Here is a 17314-nt window from a genome sequence, read left to right as displayed (position 1 = left end):
ATTTTGGTCATACAAATACCCCCAAAGTTTTGTTCCAACTTTGGGGGTAAAGGTCATTCGTGGCGTTTTATAATTTATGGATAGTATGTGTTCGTTATACCAATATTTCCAATATCATTAACAATGCTTTTCTCATCGGATCACTAGTTTCAGGCGCTATAATAACGGCGAAATTCAACTTGATTTGCATGGAGGCTCTCATGACCCAAGACTTACGTGTCAAGAAAACGCAAGCTGCCATTCATCACGCCTTTTGGAAATTATTGGCCACTCGTCCTTTGCCAAAAATTTCGGTGGCTGATTTGATTGCCGAAGCCCAAATCGGCAAAGCGACTTTTTATCATCATTACGTGGATAAATTCGACTTGGCGCGCCAACTTTGTCAGCAAACTCAAGCGCCTTTGATTCAAGAATGTGCAAAGCGCATTGCCAGCCACCAGCTGCACCGCTTGTTTTTACCGCTACCTGACGCGATTTTACAAGATGCCTCACATATCCGCTTATTAGACACGATCCAAACCCCGGAATTTAACGGCCAAACGCATTTGATCGAAGCACTCACTACGTCATTTCAACGAAGTTTGTTGGCGCGCGACCCGACTTTTTCCCAGCCGCAAGCTGTCAGCCTTGAGCTGGCCACCTTGTATCAACATGTGGTGATCATCGATCTCTTGTCCGCACCAATGACCCAAATGCTGGCGTTGCAACAAGCAATCCCTGTGCTTTTCGCTAAACCTTGATCACACGCGTTTTTTGAATAACCACAACCGCCGAAAGCCGACTTGCATGATCACCAACGCCAACACGATCAAGCTGCCGCCGATCACCAAATCCCAAGTCATCGGCTCAAAACCAAGCGCCACTGAAAAGACGCTGCCAAACATCGACTCGGTCATTAACAACAACCCGGCTGGCGTCGGATCCGTGTAGCGCTGGCCGACCAGTTGCAAGGTCTGCGCACCAAAACTTGACACGATGCCTAAGATCACCACTGGCACCAAACCTGCTACCCAATGCACACTGGCATAAGTCTGTGTTTCAAATAGCAAACTATAAATCAGCCCAAAAGCTCCTTGCGTGATGCCTAACATAAAAGCGATGATCCAAGGACTCGATTCTGTCGCCGACATCCCAAAATACACAATTTGCAACGCATAAAACCCGGCGGAAATGATCGTCAACAAATCCCCAAGATGCAAACTGACGCCACGCGAGAAAACGCCGGTCAACACTGCCATCCCCAACATACAAATCACAATGGCAAGGTAGGCTTTGCGCTCTGGTTTTTGGTGGAAGAAGACCCAGACGATAAATGGGATCATCACCACATAAATCGCAGTGAGAAAGGCGTTATTGGCAGGTGTGGTGTACATCAGCCCAATCGTTTGCAGCTGATAGCCTAAGAAGTTGATTCCGCCAGCGATCAAGCCGATTTTCAGATCCCGTTTGGTCATTTGGTTGATGGTTTTATGGAAGAAAGCATACGCCAAGCCGGCATAAATAAACCCGCGAATGGCATTGATCAGCCCAGCATGCATCCCCGCATTAGTCGCTTGCTTGCTAAAAATGTACCCAGCACCCCAAATAATCGCCGCCAATAACAACATGGCATTGGCTTTTGTTTTTGTTACCCGCACCTAATCTCCCCCAATCTCCTTTCACTGTATCATATCCCGAATCATTTGGTGTTTTTAATTAATTTTTTAGTATAATGTAAGAAACCACTGAGGAGGACCCATCATCAATACCCTGATTAAGCTTTACGCGCCGTTTTTTGAAGCCAGCGATTGGCACAGTGCCATTATGACTGGCACCGGGTTAGCAACCATCGCCACCTTAGCTGTGATGGAATGTCTGTTATCCGTCGACAATGCCGTGGTCTTAGCCGCGCAAACTGCCAGTTTAAAAGAGCCGAAAAAAGAACATGCCGCTTTAATGTGGGGGCTGTGGGGTTCTTACATTTTACGCTTCATCGCCATTGGCCTTGGTGCTTATTTGATCAAGTTCTGGGCGATCAAAGCATTAGGCGCTGGCTATTTATTGTGGATGTCCCTGCACTTTTTCTGGGAACAACATAATCCTAAAGACGAAACCGTTAAAGCGGCTAAACCGCGTAGCTTTTGGGGCACTGTGGCGGCAATCGTCTTTTTGGATTTTGTCTTTTCCATCGATTCGATCCTGACGGCTTTAGCCATTGATAATAATCCGGTGATCGTGTTGATCGGGGGCATGATCGGGATCTTAGCGATGCGGTTCGTCGCTTCGGGGATGATCGTGCTGTTAGCCAAAGTCCCAGAACTGTTGTACATGGCTTATGTGTTGATTGGCTTTATCGCGATCAAACTTGGCTTATCCTTGCCAGCAATCGGCATTGAGGTTTCCAATACGTTCTTTTCAATTTTCGTCTTGCTGGCTTTTGTCGCCACTTTAGCGATCCACTGGTGGCGTAATCGGAGGTAATCATGAATCCATTATTTTCTGGTGAACTTTATTTACCCAATGATGCCGACTTGATGAAAATTCAAATGCACTATCAAGATCTGGCGGCCACTTATAATCAAACCTTACCTAGCCAACAAGCTAAACGCGCCGAGTTGTTGACCGAGTTGTTTGCTGAAGTTGGGCCTGATTGTTATGTTGAAGCCCCATTTTATGCCAATTGGGGTGGCCATCATGTGCATTTAGGGCCAGGCGTTTATGCCAATTATCACCTCACCTTAGTCGATGATGGGGAGATTTTCATCGGCTCACACACCATGATCGGCCCCAACGTCACCTTAGCCACTGCGGGACACCCGATCGAACCCAGCTTACGTATTCAAGGCTACCAGTATAATTTACCGATTCATATCGGAGAAAACTGTTGGCTAGGCGCTGGCGTCTCGGTATTGCCAGGCGTAACCATCGGTGATAACACTGTCGTTGGCGCCGGGGGTGTGGTCAACCATGATCTACCGAGCAATGTGGTGGCAGTGGGCACACCAGCTAAAGTGTTGCGCGAGATTTCTGAACATGATCGCGAGTTTTACACCAAAAACCGGCGCATTGATTGGGATCAGCTTCAATAAACATCAAGATGCGAAAAATCGCCTGCAAATGCAGACGATTTTTTGTTTACTCATTCACGGCCACTGGTTGCGCCACTTCCGTTTTGGCGATGACCTGTAGCAAATGTTGAATATCATCCGGGTAAATCTCTCCGATATTCCCGATCCGAAACGTCTTGGCTTTTGAAACTTTACCAGGATAAATGATGAATCCGGCAAGTTTTAACGCCTCATAAAACTTGCGGAAATCAAAACGCGCGGCTGGATATTTAAAACTGGTGATGATCGGCGATTGCACACTGGTTGGCAACAACGGCTCAAACCCTAAGGCCAACATACCTTGGCACAACTGCTTTTCATTCGCCGCATAGCGTGCATGCCGCGCGGCCACACCGCCTTCTTCGATCAACTCGTTTAACGCTTGGCGGAAGGCATAAACGGTGTGCGTTGGGCTAGTAAAGCGCCACTTTCCTGCTTCTTCTTCAAAGCAGCGCCATTGATCATACAGATCTAGTGACAAACTACGGGCATTGCCTTCCGTAGTCGCCAAAGTCAACTGCTTGGCCAAGACAAACGCGAAGCCTGGAACCCCTTGAATACATTTATTGGCACTGGAAATCAAATAATCCACACCGAGTTGCGTCACGTCGATCGGCACCCCGCCAAAGCTCGACATCGCGTCAACAATGGTCACGATCCCCATTTCAGTGAGTTGTGGGATCAAGGGCGTCAAAGGATTTAAAATTCCAGTCGTCGTTTCCGAATGCACCATGGCAAAATGCGTTACTTCAGGATGTTGGTGCAACACATTCAAAACTTTTTCAGCCGATACAATTTGGGTTTCACCAAAATCTAGATCCACATGGTTGATGCCCAAGCGCGTCGCCATGGTCGCCATGCGTTGGCCATATGCCCCATTCATCGCAATTAAAAGCGTCCCATTGTCAGGCACCGCAGTTTGCAATGTCGCTTCCACCCCAAAGCTTCCGGATCCTTGTACCAAAACACTAGTGTATAACTCTGGATCCGCATGTCCGACAGCGAGTAAAGCGCGGCGAATGGATTGAGTCAACACTTTGTACTCCTCATCCCAGGTGCCATGATCCACCAGCATGGTTTGCTTGACGCTGGCACTAGTCGTCAGCGGTCCTGGCGTTAACAATAACGGCACCTGCAAAGCCTTTTGATCTAAGGCTTCGATCAACGGCATCAAGTCTGCCATGGAATCTATCGTATAATCAGCACCCGCTTTGATGAACGTCTCGCGCGCAGCCTCTTTAAGCCGAGTTTGTTCACTTTCAGGCAATGCCACAAATTCGGCTTCCGACATCCCGATCAAATTACTGCCAACGACCACGCCGACACTGATCGCATGAGCATTTTTTCCTTCGAGAATGTCGTTGACGGTATCGCCGACTTTGATCACGGTTTGCGGATCATCGATCTGCAAATGTTGAATGGCGTAGGTCAACATATCCGCTTGCGGACGCCCGATGCCAGCAGTGCGTTCGGAAGTCACATTGATCACCGGTTGATACCCTTGTGCATGAACCACCGGTACCAATTGTTCGATCATCGCTGCCGTGTAGCCAGAAGTCGAGGCCACAGCGATGTGTTTGAGCTGCAAATAAGCACATAAGGATTGCATGCCAGGCTTCAGTTGACCGGTTTCCGTCAACACGGCACGGATCTCAGTTTGAAATTGTTGATACACTTCTTGGATCGCCACATCGCGTTCTTCGTTATGCCCAGAATGAACCCACGCTGCCCAGGTGTCCGGTTGCGCAAATAGTTTGGCGATGTGTTCGGCTTTGTCTAAGCCCACATCCGCCCGGATCACCGCTTCTGGTACGTTAATGCCAAAATGTGCAAATGCGCGTTGAAACGCAATAATCGGCGCGCGACTCCCATAATCGATCGTCGTGCCTGCCCAATCAAAAACCACTGCTTGAATTGCCATGGGTCCCCTCCTATGGGTTAATCAATAAATTTGTGACGCAATTTGGTCGAGATCGCTTCTAGCACAAAGACAAACGCTAAAATGTAATACACGATCATCCCGACTTCATGAAAATTAAAATAAAAGTTACTGGCGACGAATAGTTGATAGCCGATGCCACCAGCCCCTGCCGCCGCCCCAACGACTACCGCATTGGCAAAGTTGATTTCAAACCGGATAAAGGTCCAACTCAATAAACGTGAAGCCAATGACGGCAATACCGCCTGGCACAAAACGGGCAACAAGCCGCAGCCACCAGCACGCAATGCCTCAATGGTTTGCGCAGGGATTTCTTCAATGGTGTTGGCAAAGACTTTGGCCAAATAGGCGACACTATGAAAGGTCAAACCGACCACTGCGGCATTCGGCCCTAAGCCCAGCGCAACGGAATAAATTAACACCCATAAAATCGTCGGGATCGCCCGCACAAAGGCCATCACACTTTTAGTCGTCAGACTCAACCACCGCGGTGCGATATTTTCAGCAGCCGCTAAGCCGCATACCAGTCCGATGCCAGCACCTAATACTGTGGTGACAAAAGCGAGTTCGATACTTGCAAACAATGCTTGCATCAATAACAAATGTGAATCATTGCCGACGTTTGGACTGAAAAACATCAGTTGTAAATTTGCCCCGAATACTTTTGTGGCTGTCCATAAATCAAAATGTTTCGGCAGCACAGAAATCAATCCATAAATTGAAATCACAGCCAACCCGGTGACAAAAGCACGCAAGGTCCGCGTCCGCCGATTAACTGGCCGAGGCGCTTTTTGCGTTGGGGTTTGTGACATGGAAACTGATTCGATCATGTTAAACTCCTTTGAATATGAGTCGACAACAACTCAAGGCTGATCACCAGCACGATCAACACGGCAACGACTAACCCAGCTGCTGGGTAATTGATCGACTTAAAGTACAGATCAAACAAAAAGCCGATGCCAGTTCCGGTCAACAAGCCGACTAAAGTCGCATCGCGCACATTGTTTTCGATCATATACAACAGCCATTCCACAGTCGGCGTCGCAATTTCTGGCAATAACCCTTGCATGATCGCCACTGGTCGACTGGTCCCAGTGGCGATCAAGGCTTCAAGTTTACCGGTGTCAAAGTCTTCGATCGTTTCTAAAAACGCCCGCGTCAAAAAGCCGAGGTTCATGAACCACAACGCCAAAAAACCAGTCAGTTCATTTTGTTTAAAGGAAAACAGCAAGATCAAAGCCCAAGCGATGATCGGAATATTGCGCAGCACCGAAGCAAACCCGCGGATCAAAAAGCTGACTGTCACATGGCGCTGGCCTAAGTTTTTCGCCCCGATCACTGCCAGCAATAAGCTGAGCAGACCAGCCACACCAGCTGCCGCCGTGGCAATAATAAAGGCACGCCACAACTGAAATAACACTGCTGGCAATAACTTGAACGTCGCGGCAGTGGGCAAAAAGTTCTGCGCCATCCATAAAAAGCCGGTTTGCACTTGCAGCAAGGCCCCTTGTTGAAAGCCTAAAGCGATACTGGCCACGGCATAGCTCACCAGCAACCCACTCAAGGTCAACAACATGAGCCGTTGTTTGCGGCGGAAAAAAGTCTGAGGGGTCATGCGGTCCTCCTAAGCATAAATCGCTTGAATCTGAGCGGCTTGCAAGTCAGCCGGCACGCCATCAAAAACTTTGCGCCCGTGATTTAACGCGACGATGTGATCGGCAAATTCTGTGGCGATATCCACTTGATGCAAGTTCACCACCACGATCAAGCCTTTGTCATCGGCTAACCGGCGCAAAATCGTCATCACCATTTGGGCGGATTTAGGATCAAGGCTGGCGATCGGTTCATCACATAACATCATCTTAGGATGTTGCATCAACGCCCGGGCAATGCCGACGCGCTGTTTTTGCCCACCGGATAAATGTTTGCAAGCGGTATAGGCGAAATCACTCAAGCCCATTTCATCGATCAACTTCAGCGCTTCTTGTTTTTCTTCAGCGGTATAATGGGCAAACATGCCGGCAAGCGTAGACTTGGCGCCTAAACACCCATGCAACACATTTTCCAAAACCGTCAAGGCATCGATCAAATTATAATTTTGAAAAATCATGCCGATATTGCGGCGCGCCTTTTGCAAGTCACGCTTGGACAGTTGCCGCAGATCCACATCATCGAGGCACACTTGGCCTTCATCGTCTTTGAGCAATTGATTTAAACTCCGCAAAAGTGTGGTTTTACCGGCACCTGATGGGCCGATGACGGCGGTGATTGTCCCAACGTCTGCTTGTAAATCGACGGCTTCAAGGGACGGTTTATCTGGAGTGTAGCGTTTGGATAAGGCGGTAACGGTTAACATAATGGCCTCCTTTTAGGCGTTTTGCCTTTGCTGATCAGACTGATCGTAACCATCAGCCTGATCGGCAAAAGCAGCGTCACTGACGCCGCCAATGGGTTACTTTCCTAAAACTTCATGGGTTGGCGCATACCATTTATCGCTGATGGCCATAAAGTGCACTTTGCCAGTTTGCGTGAACAGCCCAGGCTTTTTGGCGTCAGGCTTGGAGAAGAAAATCGGGTTGTCGGTGGTGGATTGCGCCGTCAAGGCTTTGATGATCTTGGCGCGATCGGCTTTGGAAACTGTTTTGTCGTTGATGGCTAAAGGTTCGTTTTGCACTTGCGCCACAGAAATGGCCACCGATTCTTTACCCTTGGCCTTGTCCAATGGTGCCGGCGCATCGTCATTGATTTTGAAAATCGCACCCGCTTTAGTCGCATCGTTGGTGAACTTACCGTAGTTGACCAAATCGATGTCATCAAAGGCCGCCACATCCACGTCACCGTTGAACAAGTTCACAGCAGAACCAGGATGCGATTGGCCATAAAGCACCTTGTCAAAGAACCCACCGCCTTGTTGCAAGTCGGTTTTCTTCACGCCGTTGGCCGCTGCGATCGCCCCAGCAGGTACCGCAAACCCTGAAGTGGAGGTTGCGGAAACGAAGGAGATCTTTTGGCCTTTGACCTTTTTCAAGGAGTAACTGCCGCCGTCTTTGTAACTGTCTGCTTTGGCTTTAGGTACCATCACGTACGAGTTGTAATGCGCGTCTTTTAACGTACCGGACTCGCCAGAATAAGTGACTAATGGGTTCACCGCACTGTTTTGCTTGCGCGCTTCAATGTAGGAATCCGGGCCTAACAAGCCAAGTTGGGCTTTACCGGAAGCCAGTGCTTGAATCGCCACGTTGTAATCGGTAGTCGTTTGCACGTTGATCTTTTTGCCAGTGGCCTTGTGCAAGACTTTGGATAAAGCCGTGCGCACTGGGGTCATTTCCTTGCTGGATTCAGATGGCAAAAATACCACCGTCAAAGTTTTGCTACTGGTTTTGTCGGCGTGCGTGGTTTTGCTGGAACAACCTGCAGCGACAACTAAAAGGCTTAAGGCCGCCGTGGCAGCCAGAATATGTTTGATCTTCAAAATGGTCTCCTCCATAAAGTTGCTGTCATATGATACTGACTTAGTGTATCGACACCGTGTAAAGATTTGACCTATTTGTTGTTTTGGTTGTGAAAAGCTTCGTCACGGATTGTAAAGATACGGTAAGCTGACGATACAAAAAACACGTTGCCTAAACTTTAGACAACGTGCTCATCATTCACTTCAATTCACGTTTGCGATCATGCCGGATCACTTGAATCACCAAAGCACTTGCCGCAATCACCCCAATGGCGATCACTAAGCGCCCTGGCCGCAAGCGTAGCGCCGCATCCCCACCAAACGCGTAAAAGAATGCTGTGGGCAAACTTCCTAACACGATCAAACTATTCCAAGTTTTGCGTGGCAAGTGCAACTGACCAGCCGCCAAATGCACCAACGTATTCGGTACAAACGGCACACTATAGCCTAGCAACACGCCAAGCTTTGGATGGCTGGCTTTCATTAAATCATCCAATAAACGCGAGCGCTTAGGGGATTGATGATGTAATTCGATGCGATCGATCAATAACGACCCCAAGCAGTTGCCGGCACTTAAGCCGATCACATTCACTAAAAAGCCTAATGGGGCCCCTAAACACACACCATTGAGTACCGCGATCACAGAATTCGGCGCCCCTGGGATCATCGACACGGCCATTAATACCAATGCCAGCGGGAGCACTGACCACAAGCCAGCGCCGCGAAACACCGTAATGAATTCTGCCCGGTTAAACCAAGTGAAACCTTTTAAACTGTGCCAGTCATGCCAAATCACCAGGCCTAACATGATTGTTGCGATAACCGCGGCGATCACCCGTAATTGTTTGCGGCGCATAGCATCCCTCTTTTCCATCTGGATGTAGTGTACCGCAAATTTCAGTGAGTATCCACTCACATTATAAGATTCGATTCAAGGCATCGCCTTTTAAAAAGGCCTGAATATCATCTGCGACAATTTTGACCAAGCGTTGCCGCGTTTCCAAACCGCGCCAGCCGATATGTGGCGTGACGATCACATTGTCGAGTTCAAACAACGGACTGTCATCGGCTAATGGCTCGCTTGCTTGCACATCTAACCCAGCGCCGGCAATGTCGTGATGTTGCAGTGCCTGGATCAACGCGGGTTCATCGATCAAGCCACCGCGGGCGGTATTGATCAAAAAGGCACTGGGTTTCATCTGCTTTAAAGCATTCGCGTCGATCAAATGCGTCGTCGCAGATGTTAATGGTAAGTTCAACGATACAAAGTCACTGTGTTGTAGCAGGTCCGCTTGTATGGTGAAGTGGATGCCATCCCGATCAGCGCGCTTCGTCCGCGTCGAAACAAGGATCTGCATGCCCATCGCTTGGGCGATTTTGATCAAAGCTTGGCCGATATGACCGAAGCCGATCACGCCTAGCGTTTTGCCGTTGAGCTCCACATGTGGCACCATCAAATGATCGGAAAAGTTACGATGATCGCCTTGCGCTAACATTTTCAACTGGATCTGCATGCTGCTGGCGAGGTTTAACATCAACATCAACGCCGTGTCTGCCACCCGTTCAGTGGAATAAGCTGGCACATTGGCCAAGGCGATGTGTTTGGCTTTCAATGCCTCGAGATCATGATTGTTAAAACCCGTTCCGGCTTCTACCACCAACTTCACCGAATCTGGAAACTGGGCGACGATATCCCCTGGCAGCGGCATTTCTTTGGTCACCACCACCGTTGCGTCTTGAACGCGCCCGAGGATCTCGGTGGGCGCACTGTGTTCATACACTTGCACATTTGTCCCAAGTTGTTGCCAATTCATCGCGTGATCATAGTTGACCACCGCGCCGTTAAGGACCACGATTTTTGTCATGTTGCACCTCCGATGTCTTCAGTATACGGCCAAGGTGCGCCACAGACAATTTTTTAGCCTAGCACACAAATTGACAGCGCTTTATCTCCCGTGTGATACTAATTCTAATGAATGAAAAAGGAAGTGCGCTGATGCCTAAAATTCTTGCGATCAATGCTGGTAGCTCCACCTTAAAATGGAAACTTTTTGCCATGCCTGAAGAACGCGTACTGGCTAGCGGCTTGATCGATCGGCTCGGCCAAGCGCGATCAACGGTGAAAATCAAATTCAACGATCAAAAACTCAGCTTCGATCAACCGATCAAAGATTTTCACGAAGCCGTCGTCGATGTGATGGAACGCCTAAAAGACTTGCACTTGGTGGCCCATTTGCATGAAATCAAAGGCGTCGGCCACCGCATCGTCGCCGGTGGGGAACATTATGCCCAAAGTGTGCGCATCACCCCAGCAGTGCTAGCTGACATTACTGAATTAGGTCACTTTGCACCATTACACAATCCCGTGCAAGCCAAGTATGCCGATATTTTCAGCCGCTTAATGCCTTGGGCGGTGCAAGTGGCTGTGTTTGATACGGCTTTTCATCAAAGCATGCCACCAGAAAATTTCTTATATAGTATTCCGTATGATTATTATCAACGCTTTGGCGCCCGCAAATACGGTGCACATGGCACCTCGGTCCGATACGTGACGCAACGTGCAGCCCAATTATTTGATTTTGAAAAACTGATCGTCATGCACCTAGGCTCAGGCTCTAGCGTTACCGCCGTGCAAAACAGCCAAGTCATCGACACCTCAATGGGCTTCACCCCACTGGCTGGGGTGACCATGGGTACGCGCAGTGGCGATATCGATCCAAGCTTATTGGCCTATTTAATGGATCAGCTGGATCTGCAAGACATCCATCAACTGATTGCGATTCTCAATCAAAAATCAGGCTTATTAGGGTTATCGCAGCTTTCCGCCGATCAACGCGACTTAGAAGCCGTTGAAGCGAAAAATCCCCAAGCTAAACTCGCCTTGACGATTTACGCCAATCGCGTCGCCAAATATGTCGGCAGCTTTGCCGCGGCGATGAACGGCGTGGATGCCTTAGTCTTTACCGGCGGCGTCGGTGAAAATGGCGGAGAGATGCGGGCCAAGATCATGGCGCACTTAGGCTTTTTAGGAGCGGTCATCGATCCGCTTAAAAATCAAAGTCGCGGTCGTGAAGTTGACTTATCGACGCCTGATGCCAACGTCGCCACTTGGGTGATCCCGACTAACGAAGAATTAATGATTGCCAGAGACGTCCAAGCCCAACTACCTTAAGCGTGGATGCCTTGCCAAATCACGGCAAAAATTTCCTCAAACGAATACTGATCGGCGGCATAAATCTGGCGTTGCACATTCATTGAATGCGTATGGATCACAGAAAATACCATTGACATCAAGACACTGATCGGCGCGTTTTTTAACACGCCTTTTTGTTGTGCCTGCGCGTATAAGTCGGTGATCAAATTTTGTGTGGTTTCGCCGTGTAAAAACGGATTGCTATCGTATTGGCCAAACAAGAATTTGATTTGCTGAATCAACGTCAAGCTGTCAGGATGCGCCATGGCATAATGATAGATCGCGCTGATATACGCTTTTAAGCGCACTTCGATCGCTAGGCTTTCATCAGCTGCTGCCTGCAAGTCGCCAGTGGCTTGGATTCGCGCCATTTCGCGATGATACACGCTGAGCAACAAGGCATCTTTATTTTTGAAATACAAATAAACGTTGGATTGAGAGATCCCGACACGCTTGGCGACTTTAACAGTGGACACACCAGCGGCACCATCTTTGAGGATAATGGCAGCCGTGGCATCTAAAATTTTAGTTTCTTTGGTTTCATCTTTTGTTCGCATAAAAAAAGTGTACAACAGTTGACAAAGATAAGTCTATCTTTTATGATGATGAAGCTAAAAAGATAGACCTATTTTTTAAAAAGGAGTTTCCTTATGAAAATTACGTTATTAGGTTCAATTGGCAACATCAATCGCTTCGTCATCCCTCGCCTCGTTCAAGCCGGCCATACTGTGACCGTGATCACCTCAAATTCGCAGCGAGTCTCAAAAATTGAAGCCTTCGGCGCCAAAGCCGCAGTCGGCGACATGGCAGATCAAGCGTTTTTGACGCAAGCGTTTACCGGCGCGGACATCGTGTATTTGATGATTTCAGGGACGAATCCAGATCTGTTCGGCAGTGCCAAACGCCTCGGTGATATTTTTGCTGGCGCAGTGCAGGCGGCAAAGGTCCCACAAGTGGTCAACTTATCCAGTATCGGGGCGCAAGATCCTGACAGTGGCAGCTTGTACGCCTATCACTTCATTGAAGATGCCTTAAGCCAGCTCAAAGTCGATGTTGCCTTCGTGCGACCAATGGGCTTTTATAATAATTTATTTGCCAACCTTCCAACCCTTCATCAAAATCACACGCTTTACGCCAACGTGCCAGCCTCTGTTGCCCGTAAAATGGTTTCTCCAAGCGACATTGCCGACGTGATATACGACATGCTCACTCACTGTCCTGCTGGTAAGACCATCCGTTATGTGGTTTCTGATACGTTCACTGGCACCCAAACGGTTGATGCGTTCAGCCAAGCATTAGGCTTTGAGGTGCATTTCGTCGAGATTTCAGACGACCAATATGCTGAAAGCTTGCGCCAAGCCGGAATCCCTGAAACCATCATCAAACCTTTTGTGGCCAGCACCCAACACCAAAAACGGCCTGATTTAATGTACGCTGATCTCGCCAACCACCCGGTGATCACTGGTCGCGTTAAGCTTGATGATTTTGCGAAAACTTTTGCTGACGCGTTTAACGCCGGTGACCATGCGCCCAAAGCCCATACCGTGGCCAACAAATAATTCACGATCAGAGGTCGCCTGAACTCGGCCTCATTTTTGTGTTGACGACTATTTAACACTGGGAAGCGGTTACGTTATACTGGAGCTAACGAAAGATAAGAGAGCAGGTGAAAAATGTTACCCACATTTGAATTAGCGCACACACCAGTTCCAGCATTAGGCATGGGCACCTGGTATTTAGGCGAAGGCAACGCGGCCAAAAGCCAGCAAGAGTTACAGGCTTTGCGGTATGGCTTAGATCACGGGATCACCGTGATCGACACGGCTGAAATGTATGGCGAAGGCGCAGCAGAAACTTTAGTTGGCCAAGCGATTGCACCATATGATCGGCATCAATTATATTTGATTTCTAAATTTTATCCTTGGCATGCCACCGCCACTCAAATGAAAAAGGCCTTGGAAGCTAGCTTGGCTCGGTTAGGCACAGATTATTTGGATCTGTACTTATATCATTGGCGTGGCAACACCCCGCTAGCTGAAACTCTTGCTGGCATGGCCGCTTTGAAAAAGGCAGGCTTGATCAAAGCGTATGGGGTTTCAAACTTTGATGTCGCAGATTTGAAAGAAGCTGCTGGGTTACCTGGTGGCCACGACATCGCCGCCAATGAAGTCTTGTATAACCTCAAAGCACGGGGGATCGATTATGATCTACGCGCTTATCAAAAACAACATGATCAAAGCTTGATCGGGTATTCCCCGTTTAATTCCGGCTCTGGTAACACAATCGTTTTGCCTCAAGTCTTACAGGATTTGGCAAAGGCCAAACATATCACCACGCATCAATTGATGTTGGCTTGGACTTGGCGTCATCAAGATGTGTTGGCAATTCCAAAAGCTTCCAGCATCGATCATGTCCAAGCCAATCTCGATGCGATGGCTACCATATTTACACCAGATGAGCTGGCAGTGATCGATTCCGTCTTTCCAAAGCCGACGCAACATGTCCCCTTGGCAATGATTTAAAGGAGAATATCATGAAAATTTTTGTTATCGCTGCCCACGGCCAAGTTGGCCAACATGTGGTCGACACCTTATTGGAAAATGATTACCAAGTCGTCGCCGGCTACCGCGATCCCGCGACGCAAGCCCCCGCGACTGCTTCAAGCGAACTGCAAGCCATTGCCTTTGATTTAACCGGGTCGATCAGTGATTTAGCGCAGGCCATGCACGGCTGTGACGCCGTGATCTTTGCTGCAGGCTCTCAAGGCAAAGCACTCCTAGCCGTTGATCTTGACGGCGCAGTTAAAGCGATGGAAGCGGCCCAACAAGCGGGCATTGCGCGCTTTATCCAATTATCGACGTTAAATGCTGGCGACCGCAAACGCTGGCCGGCTAGCTTAAATGATTACTACATCGCCAAGTACTACGCTGATGAATGGTTAATGCATCATACCACCTTGGATTACGTGATCGTGCAACCCACCACATTGACCAATGATGCGCCAACTGGGCAAATTAAATTCGAACCCACTTGGCAAGATACCATCTCGCGCCAAGACGTTGCCACCGTGCTCGTTGAAGCCATTGAATCCGATCAGCATCGCACCACGATTCAAATCGCCAATGGGAATTTGCCGATCGCCCAAGCATTATGAGGCTTGACAAGTAACCCCTTAAGATGATAACTTTTATTTTATCAAATAATGAAAAGAGTGAAGCCGTTGAAGTAAGCCATTGCTGAAATGTATCTGATCTGCCGCAAACAGGCGGAGTCTGGACATTTTCAACAATGACTGACTTCCTCGGGGAAAACTCTCTGAGGTCTAGCATTTGCTGGGCCTTTTTGTGTGCAGATTGTGAATTGGGAGGACGATAATATGTCTACAATTACGATCGATCAATTAAACTTCGCTTATGATGGCCAAGCGCCATTATTTGACCATACCAGCTTCAACCTCGATACCCAATGGCATTTAGGCTTAGTCGGCCGCAATGGTCGCGGCAAAACCACCTTGTTAAAACTACTATTAGGCCAATTACCCCACACTGGCACGATCACCACTAAAGCGCCGTTAAATTATTTCCCGCAACCGATCGCTGACCCGAGTCAACTGACGCTTTACGCGCTGCAAGCTGATGCGGATTTTGAACAATGGCAATTGGAACGCGAAATGAATCTTTTGGGCATGGATCCAGACTTATTATGGCGTCCTTACCAAAATTTATCCGGCGGCGAACAAACCAAAGTCCGCTTGGCGTTGTTGTTTGTCGATCAAAACGCCTTTGCCTTGATCGATGAACCCACCAATCATTTAGATGTCACCAGCCGCGCCAAAGTGGCCCAATACTTACAACAAAAATCTGGCTTCATCGTGGTGTCTCATGATCGCCAGTTCTTGGACACGGTTTGCGATCACGTCTTAGCCATCGATCGCCAACAGATTCAATTATTCCAAGGCAACTACACCACCTACGCCACCGCCAAAGCCAACCAAGATCAACAAGAACAAAACGAAGATCAAAAATTGCGCCATGAAATCACCCGCTTGAACAAAACCGCCAAAGAAAAGGCCGAATGGTCCAACGCCCGTGAAAAAACCAAATTTGGCGACCGCCATGTCAAAAATTCAGGGGGTGGTGCCTGATCGCGGCTTCGTTGGGGCCAGAGCTGCCCGCATGATGCAAAAGCGCAAGAATCTTGAACAGCGCATGGATAAAGAGATCCAAGCCAAATCAGGCTTACTCAAAAACATCGAAACCATCGATCCGTTAACCATTCAAGTGGTGCCTGACCATCATCCCGTTTTTGTGCATGCGGATCAGGTCACCGCAAGCTTTGACGGCCAAGCCTTGTTTGAACCGGTCAGCTTTGAGGTGCGACCAGGTGAACGCGTTGCCTTAGTGGGGCCAAACGGGATCGGCAAATCATCGCTACTGGAAGCATTGGTCGATCAATTCCCTGGTGAAGTCTCCGGTACGCTCACCCACCCCGACTTAAGTTTCAGCTGGGTCCGCCAGCAAAACCATGCCACTGGCACGCTTAAAGCCTTTGCAGAGTTGCATCAGCTGGATTACCAAGCCTTATTAAATAACCTCAAAAAACTAGGACTTGACCGCTGCAGCTTCACCACGCCGATCGAATCGCTATCAATGGGCCAACAAAAAAAGGTGGCCTTAGCCGCTTCGCTAGTCACCCCGGCTAACTTATATATCTGGGATGAACCGCTGAATTATTTAGATCTTTTCAACCAAAATCAACTCGCTGATAGCATCTTAGCAGCCAAACCAACCATTTTGTTCGTTGAACACGATGAGGCCTTTATCAACCGAGTGGCCACCAAAGTGATCACCTTGAAACGCGCGTGACTAATTTGTGCTGACGTGGTACGCTTGAAAACGAATGCATTTTGATCTTTGGCGAAAGCCTGAAAGCAGGTGACGTATGGCGTCGCAGCATAAACCAACCTGGCGCTGGTTACTGGTTTTAGCGCTGGTTTTCGTCGCGGTTTTTACAAGCACGCGTTATTTCATTGCCAATGATATCGTCTCCGGTAACTCGATGGCTCCGACCTTGCAATCCAACCAACGCTTGATTTCAATCAAGCATCACCCACCCAAGCGCTTTGACATCGTTGTGTTAACTGAACCGGTCGCACCTCACACTTTGTTCATCAAGCGCGTGATCGGCTTGCCTGGCGACACCATCAAAATGGCCAATGATCACCTGTGGATCAACGGCAAACGGGTCAATGAGCCTTATCTCAACACAAGTTTTGCCAAAAAAGAGCTCGCACAAGCACAACCGACCAAAACCTTCACGACGGATTTTTCCTTGGCCACGTTAAAAGCCACTCACACCACCAAAGTTCCTGCGGGTCAATACTTTGTGATGGGCGATAATCGCCTGGTATCTTATGATAGTCGTGGGTTTGGCTTTGTTCCCAAAGCAAATATCGAATCCGTGGTGCTTTGGCGTTATTGGCCGATCACGCAAATGCGCGGGTTTTAAAAATTGAAGATTCGACGACACCAGACAATTGTTCTAAAATTTTGTCTGGTATTTTTGTGATTCGAATATGATTTAAATTTTATTCGCAAATTGCAAGAACAAGTTAGCCACCCCATGGCACGACACCGTGAGATGAA

General features: G+C 48.5%; 17 protein-coding genes and 2 pseudogenes. 9 read left to right on the top strand and 10 right to left on the bottom strand.

What is annotated here, in order from left to right; all coding sequences use genetic code 11:
* Positions 1–200: 200 nt before the first annotated feature.
* The gene (locus FD01_RS10750) at positions 201–740 is read left to right on the top strand and encodes a TetR/AcrR family transcriptional regulator (RefSeq protein WP_056964244.1); all 540 of its coding nucleotides are present in this window, start codon (positions 201–203) and stop codon (positions 738–740) included.
* Here the strand turns inward: FD01_RS10750 and FD01_RS10745 are convergent, their stop codons facing one another.
* Entirely contained in the window at positions 741–1607 is an 867-nt protein-coding gene (locus FD01_RS10745) for a DMT family transporter (RefSeq protein ID WP_056964247.1), read from the bottom strand.
* Between the two features lie 196 nt (positions 1608–1803).
* Between FD01_RS10745 and FD01_RS10740 the strand changes: the two genes are divergently transcribed.
* Together FD01_RS10740 and FD01_RS10735 are read left to right on the top strand one after the other, a co-directional pair.
* Positions 1804–2460, top strand: coding sequence for a TerC family protein (locus FD01_RS10740; protein ID WP_056964242.1), 657 nt, complete (start codon positions 1804–1806; stop codon positions 2458–2460).
* Between the two features lie 2 nt (positions 2461–2462).
* Complete coding sequence (locus FD01_RS10735) at positions 2463–3068, top strand: sugar O-acetyltransferase (protein ID WP_054717536.1); 606 nt, start codon at positions 2463–2465, stop codon at positions 3066–3068.
* A gap of 46 nt (positions 3069–3114) precedes the next feature.
* On the opposite strand, the gene phnW is transcribed toward FD01_RS10735, so the two are convergent.
* From phnW to FD01_RS10700, 8 genes and pseudogenes are all read right to left on the bottom strand, one after another.
* Positions 3115–4257, bottom strand: a complete 1143-nt coding sequence (phnW, locus tag FD01_RS16690; protein WP_056964245.1) for a 2-aminoethylphosphonate--pyruvate transaminase — start codon at positions 4255–4257, stop codon at positions 3115–3117.
* Positions 4258–5007, bottom strand: a pseudogene (gene phnX, locus FD01_RS16685) (phosphonoacetaldehyde hydrolase); the annotation flags it as partial.
* A gap of 17 nt (positions 5008–5024) precedes the next feature.
* Entirely contained in the window at positions 5025–5855 is an 831-nt protein-coding gene (locus tag FD01_RS10725; protein WP_056964241.1) for a PhnE/PtxC family ABC transporter permease, read from the bottom strand.
* A complete protein-coding gene (locus FD01_RS10720) occupies positions 5852–6640 on the bottom strand; it encodes an ABC transporter permease subunit (RefSeq protein ID WP_056964239.1) in 789 nt (262 codons plus the stop codon). The genes FD01_RS10725 and FD01_RS10720 overlap by 4 nt, the downstream gene beginning before the upstream one ends.
* A 9-nt stretch (positions 6641–6649) precedes the next feature.
* Positions 6650–7381: a phosphonate ABC transporter ATP-binding protein gene (gene phnC, locus FD01_RS10715; RefSeq protein WP_056964237.1), complete on the bottom strand. Its 732-nt coding sequence runs from the start codon at positions 7379–7381 to the stop codon at positions 6650–6652.
* A 96-nt stretch (positions 7382–7477) separates the two neighbouring features.
* Positions 7478–8497 (bottom strand): phosphate/phosphite/phosphonate ABC transporter substrate-binding protein, encoded by a 1020-nt coding sequence (locus tag FD01_RS10710; protein ID WP_225436206.1) that lies wholly within the window; start codon positions 8495–8497, stop codon positions 7478–7480.
* 178 nt (positions 8498–8675) lie between these two features.
* Positions 8676–9332 carry a TVP38/TMEM64 family protein gene (locus tag FD01_RS10705; RefSeq protein WP_056964233.1) on the bottom strand — a complete coding sequence of 219 codons (657 nt, stop codon included), beginning with the start codon at positions 9330–9332 and terminating at the stop codon, positions 8676–8678.
* A gap of 61 nt (positions 9333–9393) precedes the next feature.
* Entirely contained in the window at positions 9394–10341 is a 948-nt protein-coding gene (locus tag FD01_RS10700) for an NAD(P)-dependent oxidoreductase (protein WP_054717521.1), read from the bottom strand.
* Positions 10342–10472: 131 nt separating this feature from the next.
* On the opposite strand from FD01_RS10700, the gene FD01_RS10695 reads away from it, so the two are divergent.
* Positions 10473–11648: an acetate/propionate family kinase gene (locus FD01_RS10695; protein ID WP_054717518.1), complete on the top strand. Its 1176-nt coding sequence runs from the start codon at positions 10473–10475 to the stop codon at positions 11646–11648.
* On the opposite strand, the gene FD01_RS10690 is transcribed toward FD01_RS10695, so the two are convergent.
* A complete protein-coding gene (locus FD01_RS10690) occupies positions 11645–12226 on the bottom strand; it encodes a TetR/AcrR family transcriptional regulator (protein ID WP_056964231.1) in 582 nt (193 codons plus the stop codon). The two genes, FD01_RS10695 and FD01_RS10690, sit on opposite strands and share 4 nt — an antisense overlap.
* Before the next feature lie 93 nt (positions 12227–12319).
* On the opposite strand from FD01_RS10690, the gene FD01_RS10685 reads away from it, so the two are divergent.
* From FD01_RS10685 to lepB, 5 genes and pseudogenes are all read left to right on the top strand, one after another.
* Entirely contained in the window at positions 12320–13228 is a 909-nt protein-coding gene (locus FD01_RS10685; RefSeq protein WP_054717515.1) for an NmrA family NAD(P)-binding protein, read from the top strand.
* Between the two features lie 114 nt (positions 13229–13342).
* Positions 13343–14191: an aldo/keto reductase gene (locus FD01_RS10680; protein WP_054717512.1), complete on the top strand. Its 849-nt coding sequence runs from the start codon at positions 13343–13345 to the stop codon at positions 14189–14191.
* A gap of 11 nt (positions 14192–14202) precedes the next feature.
* Entirely contained in the window at positions 14203–14823 is a 621-nt protein-coding gene (locus FD01_RS10675) for an SDR family oxidoreductase (RefSeq protein ID WP_056964229.1), read from the top strand.
* 222 nt (positions 14824–15045) lie between these two features.
* Positions 15046–16534 (top strand): annotated as a pseudogene (abc-f, locus tag FD01_RS10670) (ribosomal protection-like ABC-F family protein).
* Between the two features lie 76 nt (positions 16535–16610).
* Entirely contained in the window at positions 16611–17177 is a 567-nt protein-coding gene (lepB, locus tag FD01_RS10665) for a signal peptidase I (RefSeq protein WP_056964227.1), read from the top strand.
* The last annotated feature ends 137 nt before the right edge of the window (positions 17178–17314 follow it).

It is taken from the genome of Lacticaseibacillus manihotivorans DSM 13343 = JCM 12514, assembly GCF_001435035.1.
Lineage (GTDB): Bacteria > Bacillota > Bacilli > Lactobacillales > Lactobacillaceae > Lacticaseibacillus > Lacticaseibacillus manihotivorans.
Note: the sequence above shows the minus strand (reverse complement) of the source record. Positions and strands in the feature narration are given on the sequence as shown.

Coding starts and splice junctions, on each gene's coding strand:
- phnC (WP_056964237.1), bottom strand. CDS start 7,381: ATGTTAACCGTTACCGCCTTATCCAAACGCTACACTCCAGATAAACCG.
- FD01_RS10685 (WP_054717515.1), top strand. CDS start 12,320: ATGAAAATTACGTTATTAGGTTCAATTGGCAACATCAATCGCTTCGTC.
- FD01_RS10695 (WP_054717518.1), top strand. CDS start 10,473: ATGCCTAAAATTCTTGCGATCAATGCTGGTAGCTCCACCTTAAAATGG.
- FD01_RS10690 (WP_056964231.1), bottom strand. CDS start 12,226: ATGCGAACAAAAGATGAAACCAAAGAAACTAAAATTTTAGATGCCACG.
- FD01_RS10740 (WP_056964242.1), top strand. CDS start 1,804: ATGACTGGCACCGGGTTAGCAACCATCGCCACCTTAGCTGTGATGGAA.
- FD01_RS10700 (WP_054717521.1), bottom strand. CDS start 10,341: ATGACAAAAATCGTGGTCCTTAACGGCGCGGTGGTCAACTATGATCAC.
- lepB (WP_056964227.1), top strand. CDS start 16,611: ATGGCGTCGCAGCATAAACCAACCTGGCGCTGGTTACTGGTTTTAGCG.
- FD01_RS10725 (WP_056964241.1), bottom strand. CDS start 5,855: ATGATCGAATCAGTTTCCATGTCACAAACCCCAACGCAAAAAGCGCCT.
- FD01_RS10745 (WP_056964247.1), bottom strand. CDS start 1,607: ATGTTGTTATTGGCGGCGATTATTTGGGGTGCTGGGTACATTTTTAGC.
- phnW (WP_056964245.1), bottom strand. CDS start 4,257: ATGCCGTTGATCGAAGCCTTAGATCAAAAGGCTTTGCAGGTGCCGTTA.
- FD01_RS10720 (WP_056964239.1), bottom strand. CDS start 6,640: ATGACCCCTCAGACTTTTTTCCGCCGCAAACAACGGCTCATGTTGTTG.
- FD01_RS10680 (WP_054717512.1), top strand. CDS start 13,343: ATGTTACCCACATTTGAATTAGCGCACACACCAGTTCCAGCATTAGGC.
- FD01_RS10675 (WP_056964229.1), top strand. CDS start 14,203: ATGAAAATTTTTGTTATCGCTGCCCACGGCCAAGTTGGCCAACATGTG.
- FD01_RS10735 (WP_054717536.1), top strand. CDS start 2,463: ATGAATCCATTATTTTCTGGTGAACTTTATTTACCCAATGATGCCGAC.
- FD01_RS10750 (WP_056964244.1), top strand. CDS start 201: ATGACCCAAGACTTACGTGTCAAGAAAACGCAAGCTGCCATTCATCAC.
- FD01_RS10705 (WP_056964233.1), bottom strand. CDS start 9,332: ATGCGCCGCAAACAATTACGGGTGATCGCCGCGGTTATCGCAACAATC.